Below are 5,546 nucleotides of genomic sequence, written 5' to 3'. Positions count from 1 at the left end.
AATCAGTTAAAATGGAAATATATCAGCAAAATAGTAACAAAAAAATCCATTTACCGCGCAATATTAAACCTATTTTTTCCTAATCAACACGCCTGATATTATTACTCACTATAACAAATCTACTTACCACGATTATATTAAGCGTACCAGTACTAACACCGATATTTCAACGGTGGGTTTACGCCAATTTTTTGGCGGTCTGCGACTCGATTTTTGGCGTGATTTGGCGGACATATAAAAACACCGCCAAAAATTGGCGGTGTTACACGGAAATTATAGGTATTTAGCATTATAATTAAAGATTAATTTACTAAGTTAATATATGGTATTTCAAAACTATCCAAACTATCCCTTTTTATTGAAAAAAATACCAATATCAATGAGTATAACATATAGATAAACTATAGTAAATTCATTCTTTCTGCAAGATTTACAGCATCGGTACGCGAATCTACATTCAACAAAGAAAACAACTGTGTTAAATATCTTTCTGTTGTTCGCTGAGGGATATTTAACTCTAAAGCAATGGCTTTGTTCGTATGTCCTTTAGCAATCAATCTTAAAATCTTCTTTTCTTTTTCATTTAAGTGGATATCAAGCTTAGCATCCTGCAATTTAAATCGATTATCGAGAAAATCCAAGAAATTTTGTGGTAAAACAATTTCACCATTTGCAATAGCCCTTACAGTCCTTAATATTTGTTCTTTGGATGCTGTTTTAGCTAAGATGCCTTCTATTTTTCGTTCCAAAATAAGTGGATAATAATCTGTAATATCGTCACCTGTATAAAGGATAATTGAAGCATTTGACTGGATAGCTTTTATGTTACGGGCTAAGTTAATACCATTTTCTAACGGCATATTTACATCAATTAAGTAGATATCATACGGCTTGTTTTTAATTCTCCGTATAACATGAGTTGCATCACTTTCTGTATCAACTATAATATCTTCATTTTCTTGAAATAAATTTTTCGTTCCCTCTAACACAATAGGGTGGTCATCCACTATAAGCATCGTAATCAAGTGTGTCACTTCCTTCTCTTACTGTTATTCGGATAAATATCCCTTCATTAACTTGCGAATCTATATAAAAATGCCCATTAAACGCCTTTACACGCTCTTGCATACCTCGAATCCCCATCGATTCTGTGACAATAATATTTTCAACATTACAGCCCACACCATCATCCTTGTAGATAATTTCAAATCCATCATTTGCTTCTTGGAGATGAATCTCAACTGTTGTTGCATAAGAATGTTTCAAAGCATTGTTAAGTAATTCCTGAAATAATCGATAGATCATTAAATTCATACGCTCATCCTCTAAGTAAAGACGATCTATCGAATAAATTAATTCAAAACTAGCTCTTTCTGTCACTTTTCGAATTAACTTCTCCAAAGCTGCATTTAACCCTAATGTATCTAATAATGGGGGCTTTAAATTTTCACAATAAGCTCTTAATTCATGTAAAGACGTAACCATCTGCTTATGAACCTTCACAAGCTTTTGTTGGATATCTGTTGGATCCTTCGCATTGACTAGAACATCAACCTCTCGAGCAATATGTAGCTGTTCTTGCAAATTTGTGTCATGTAATTCTTGAGCTAATTGATATTTCTCCTCTTCAAATCTTAACCATAGCAGCTTGTTTAACCATGGTAATTGACTATCATCTGCTTGCCTCATATGCTTTAGTTCCTCTAACAGCTCTTCCACCATCTTTGTATTTTCAATAAAATTATTTACATATAATAAGAGCAATTCAAGCCATAGAAGCTCTTCATCTTTTAAATGTATCGAATTGTTATGAACTAATACTAAGGCTCTTTTGCAGCGAGCATCTTGATGGAGGAAGGCTAGGTAGACCTTGTCAATTTTCTGTATTTCTCCCAATTTTAAATCTTCCATTAACGTGGGATTAATCAGAAGCTTTCCCTCAACCGTTGAAGTAAATTGTTTTGTGTTAAAGTCATAAGTTAATACAAATACATGCTCTAGCTCAAGATGTAATGAAACCTCCTGCACAAACTTTTCTAGAAGCGCATTTAATGTAATCGTCTTACCGATTCTATCCACAGCAGTATATAGCTGATGTATATAATCCCCTTTTGTCGAAAATAAAATTTTTCGTTTTCGATAATCGACCTTCTCTTTTATGTAAAAAAGAACAACTAACGATGTAAAAGTAAAGAAAGAAATACATGTTATTACGGATATAGTTAAATATTTCTGCGCAATCCAATACAAACCTACTGTAAACCACAAAGTAAATACCAGTGAAAAAATTACATAATAACGGAGTCTTGTAATATGGTATTCAATATCAAATAATCGTTCTGCTAACTGTGTAAAGATAAAGCTAAATGGAGTAAGCAATAAAAATAAAGAGCTGGCCTCACCTGAAAGAATATACGTATCAAAAAAAATACTAGGGAGTGCATATAAAAAAAGAAATGGCATAAACGGTATCAATATACTACTTAACAATATTTTTAACTGAGGTAATCTATATTTGAAATAGCTTAGCAATAGAATACTAAGTATTATAATAAGGAGCATGAAAGAAAGGACTAATACTACATCAGAAAGAAAATAATAAGAAGCAGGATAGAAAATACTAAGACAGCCCAGTAAAAAAGCAATTCCAGGGAATATATAAAAGAATTTGATATTGTTTGTAAACACCCAATTTGTTTTTATAAATGAATAATAATCCCTTAAAAAATGTAATAATACGACTAAACATAACACCATACTACTACGATTGACTATTATCCCAATTCCATTTAATCTACTAGCTACTCCACTGCTTACATAAGCTAATGAAACAGTTAACATAAAAAGAATAAGTAAGTTAGTAAGCTTTGTATTTTTTTGATTAAAATGTAGATAGATAGTAATAAATAGCGTTAATAGATAATAACAAGCTGGAAATACTAATATATAGTAAAATTGATGGGGGACATCTAAATGCTTGATATGTATGTCTTTTATTTCTCCATTTGGCTTCATGATAGTTATTTTATTAGCAGCTACTATTTTAGTTTTATATTTCAGCTGATTTAGATCATCCATTGGCACATCATCTACTCTTAAAATAACATCAGCTGATGAAATACTTTCCCATTCTGTCCAGTCTTTATAGTAGGGTTGCGTTACCCCCCACTTGCCATCCTCTTTTTCTACCTCAATTTCTAATAACGGCCCACTATAATTTACATAATTCAGATAAAGACCAATTACTAAATAGAGCATTATAGTGGGCCAAAACAACTTACTACTCAATGATTTTATTTCCAAGCTTCACTTTCCAAATCTATTACACCGCTAAACGCATCTAAAATTGCTTTTTGTTCTTCAGAAGAAATTCCAATTAATGATACTTTTTGTGCTTTTAATAGCGAAACTAGATCTGGGTTTTTTTCTAAATATTGAATTACATGCATCATACATATCTCTCCTCATTTCATTAGTCTTTTTAAGTAGTCTTTACCTAATTCGCTTATAGCCACATCTTCAAGTTTATTTAATGCTTTAAACTTATAGACATTTTTAACAGTAATTGCATATCGTATTGCACCACCATTTGTCAACATGTTTTCAGTAGCATTATTATCCAAAAAGTCAGCTTTGTCATTATTATAATAGTTTGTGACTGCATTTGAAACATCATTTTTCTGTGCTAAAAGATAAATTATAGGCAATGAGTATCTTTTGTTTAGCAAGTCATTTTTAGGTCCCCAAGTTTTTAAACTTTGAATATCGTTTTTAATTTGTTGGATAATCCCTATATATTTCCCATACTCCTCAACTTCATGAGATATTTCCCCTTTTGCAAGTACTTCCCCAATTAAGCAACTCATTGCTGTTAAAGAGCCAGATTTTTGGTCAATCATTTGTATATAGGATTGATCATCCCTACAAATATTGAGTAAATCTAGCTGTTGACCGTTTATACTCCGTAACGCATAATCCTCTAATATTTGAACAGCAGTGTTTTTGTGTTCAAAGGAGGTCTCACGTATAATTCTAGAAGCCATAACTAGCATAGCTAAAGCAACATTAAATGATAATTCAGGTGTTGTACTCCAACTGTAATCTGAATCCTTATCCTGCAAGTCATCGATAATATCAAAGGACAAAATTAAAAGTTCAATAGCCGCGGCTACTTTATAAATGTCCTCGTCCAAACATTCTGTAAATGCTTCATAATGACAATAACAAAGCTTACCAAATGAATAACCTAATACGCTTTTTTCTTCCTTAAAGCTTTTCAGCATTGATCGTAGTTCATGACCTATCAATGCTTCGTTTTCAATAAGAATGTCCAATGATTCATTAATTCGTTCGTCCAACCCCTTCAATAGTCCTCTCACCCCTTAAATATATTAATAGATATTATACATATTAATGGGAAATAATACTACGCTCCCGAAATAATATAGTAATATTTACCATACAGATACACTTACCGTCATTTATATAAACGCTAATACCGCCAAAAAGTGGCGGTATTTGTGGAAAGCACGCCATATTTTTGTGAAGAAATTGTAAATAACTGGCGGTATAACATTAATGACCGCCAGTTTTTTGGCGTAAACTCAGCATTGAAATGGCGTCATTACTGATGTTACGCTTAAATTGAACTAAGATAAATTAAAAAGTATTGTATATAACACAATCTTTGTCTTTCAAAGTTATAAATATGATGAGAGTACAAGATAAAGATTCTAATCTAATTAGAAGGAAATTCGCCAACACTGGGAGTGATTGAAATGACAAATGAAGTAAATGAAAACGTTTTAATACTTACAGCTACTTTTTCCTGTACAATTTGTGTCTCTGAAGATGAAATCACCATTAAAAAGCCTTCAAATGAACAGCAATGCATTGAACAAATAATTATTCATGCCGAGCAACAAGCGTATAAAGAAACGTTAGCAGAATATCAAAACAAGTCTACATTTTCGAATTTCATTTGCGATACCCCTGGATTTGAGGATACTTTTCAGCAAAAGCTGGACACTTTTATTGAACCCTATGGAATTTTAAGAGTGTCTGAAGAAAGTCTATCTATATTGTCTTTAGTAAGTCCATTTACCTCCGGATTGAACATACATGCACCTATAATCTATACGTCTCCAAGCTATAGTATTATAAATGCGAGAGGCAATTGCTTTTGCACTTCACCTGTTGTTGCTATAGACGAAACAGACGACTTACCTGTTTTTCAGAGTAACTCAGAATTAGAAAATGATATGTCTTCTTCAGGTAAATTCACTGCTGTGAAGGAAGCAAATTGGGTACCCAAACAATCGACTGCCAATTTTATTGGGGTTTCCATTAGTGAAAGTGACATTTCTTTTAATATTACTACGGCATTTAATCCGTGGAATCGAGCGTCCATTAAACATTAGGTTATAAATAATGGGGATGGCACAATTACAGATCTGACGTGCTATCCTTCACTTTTGTCCATTTCAGTATCAAATCGAGTAGGAGGAGGTGATTAACCTCCGACCTCTCACACCTCCGTACATACG

At 32.5% G+C, this 5,546-nt stretch carries 5 protein-coding genes; 1 reads left to right on the top strand and 4 read right to left on the bottom strand.

Annotated elements, in window-relative coordinates; genetic code table 11:
* Positions 1–401: 401 nt before the first annotated feature.
* Genes QRN68_RS12980 through QRN68_RS12965 form a run of 4 tightly spaced genes read right to left on the bottom strand, consistent with a single transcriptional unit; the run spans position 402 to position 4,358 of the window.
* The gene (locus QRN68_RS12980) at positions 402–1,016 is read right to left on the bottom strand and encodes a response regulator (protein ID WP_285397315.1); all 615 of its coding nucleotides are present in this window, start codon (positions 1,014–1,016) and stop codon (positions 402–404) included.
* On the bottom strand, positions 1,000–3,258 hold the full coding sequence (locus tag QRN68_RS12975; protein ID WP_285397314.1) for a sensor histidine kinase: 2,259 nt from the start codon (positions 3,256–3,258) through the stop codon (positions 1,000–1,002). The genes QRN68_RS12980 and QRN68_RS12975 overlap by 17 nt, the downstream gene beginning before the upstream one ends.
* A gap of 35 nt (positions 3,259–3,293) precedes the next feature.
* A complete protein-coding gene (gene comX, locus QRN68_RS12970; RefSeq protein WP_285397313.1) occupies positions 3,294–3,452 on the bottom strand; it encodes a competence pheromone ComX in 159 nt (52 codons plus the stop codon).
* 12 nt (positions 3,453–3,464) lie between these two features.
* Positions 3,465–4,358 carry a polyprenyl synthetase family protein gene (locus tag QRN68_RS12965; protein WP_285397312.1) on the bottom strand — a complete coding sequence of 298 codons (894 nt, stop codon included), beginning with the start codon at positions 4,356–4,358 and terminating at the stop codon, positions 3,465–3,467.
* A gap of 420 nt (positions 4,359–4,778) precedes the next feature.
* On the opposite strand from QRN68_RS12965, the gene QRN68_RS12960 reads away from it, so the two are divergent.
* A complete protein-coding gene (locus QRN68_RS12960) occupies positions 4,779–5,420 on the top strand; it encodes a hypothetical protein (protein WP_285397311.1) in 642 nt (213 codons plus the stop codon).
* Positions 5,421–5,546: the final 126 nt, after the last annotated feature.

This window comes from Lysinibacillus sp. fls2-241-R2A-57 (assembly GCF_030209535.1).
Classification (GTDB): domain Bacteria; phylum Bacillota; class Bacilli; order Bacillales_A; family Planococcaceae; genus Lysinibacillus.
The sequence above is the reverse complement of the archived record's forward strand: the minus strand, read 5'-3'. Positions and strand labels throughout refer to the sequence as shown.

Coding starts and splice junctions, on each gene's coding strand:
- QRN68_RS12980 (WP_285397315.1), bottom strand. CDS start 1,016: ATGCTTATAGTGGATGACCACCCTATTGTGTTAGAGGGAACGAAAAAT.
- QRN68_RS12975 (WP_285397314.1), bottom strand. CDS start 3,258: ATGCTCTATTTAGTAATTGGTCTTTATCTGAATTATGTAAATTATAGT.
- comX (WP_285397313.1), bottom strand. CDS start 3,452: ATGATGCATGTAATTCAATATTTAGAAAAAAACCCAGATCTAGTTTCG.
- QRN68_RS12960 (WP_285397311.1), top strand. CDS start 4,779: ATGACAAATGAAGTAAATGAAAACGTTTTAATACTTACAGCTACTTTT.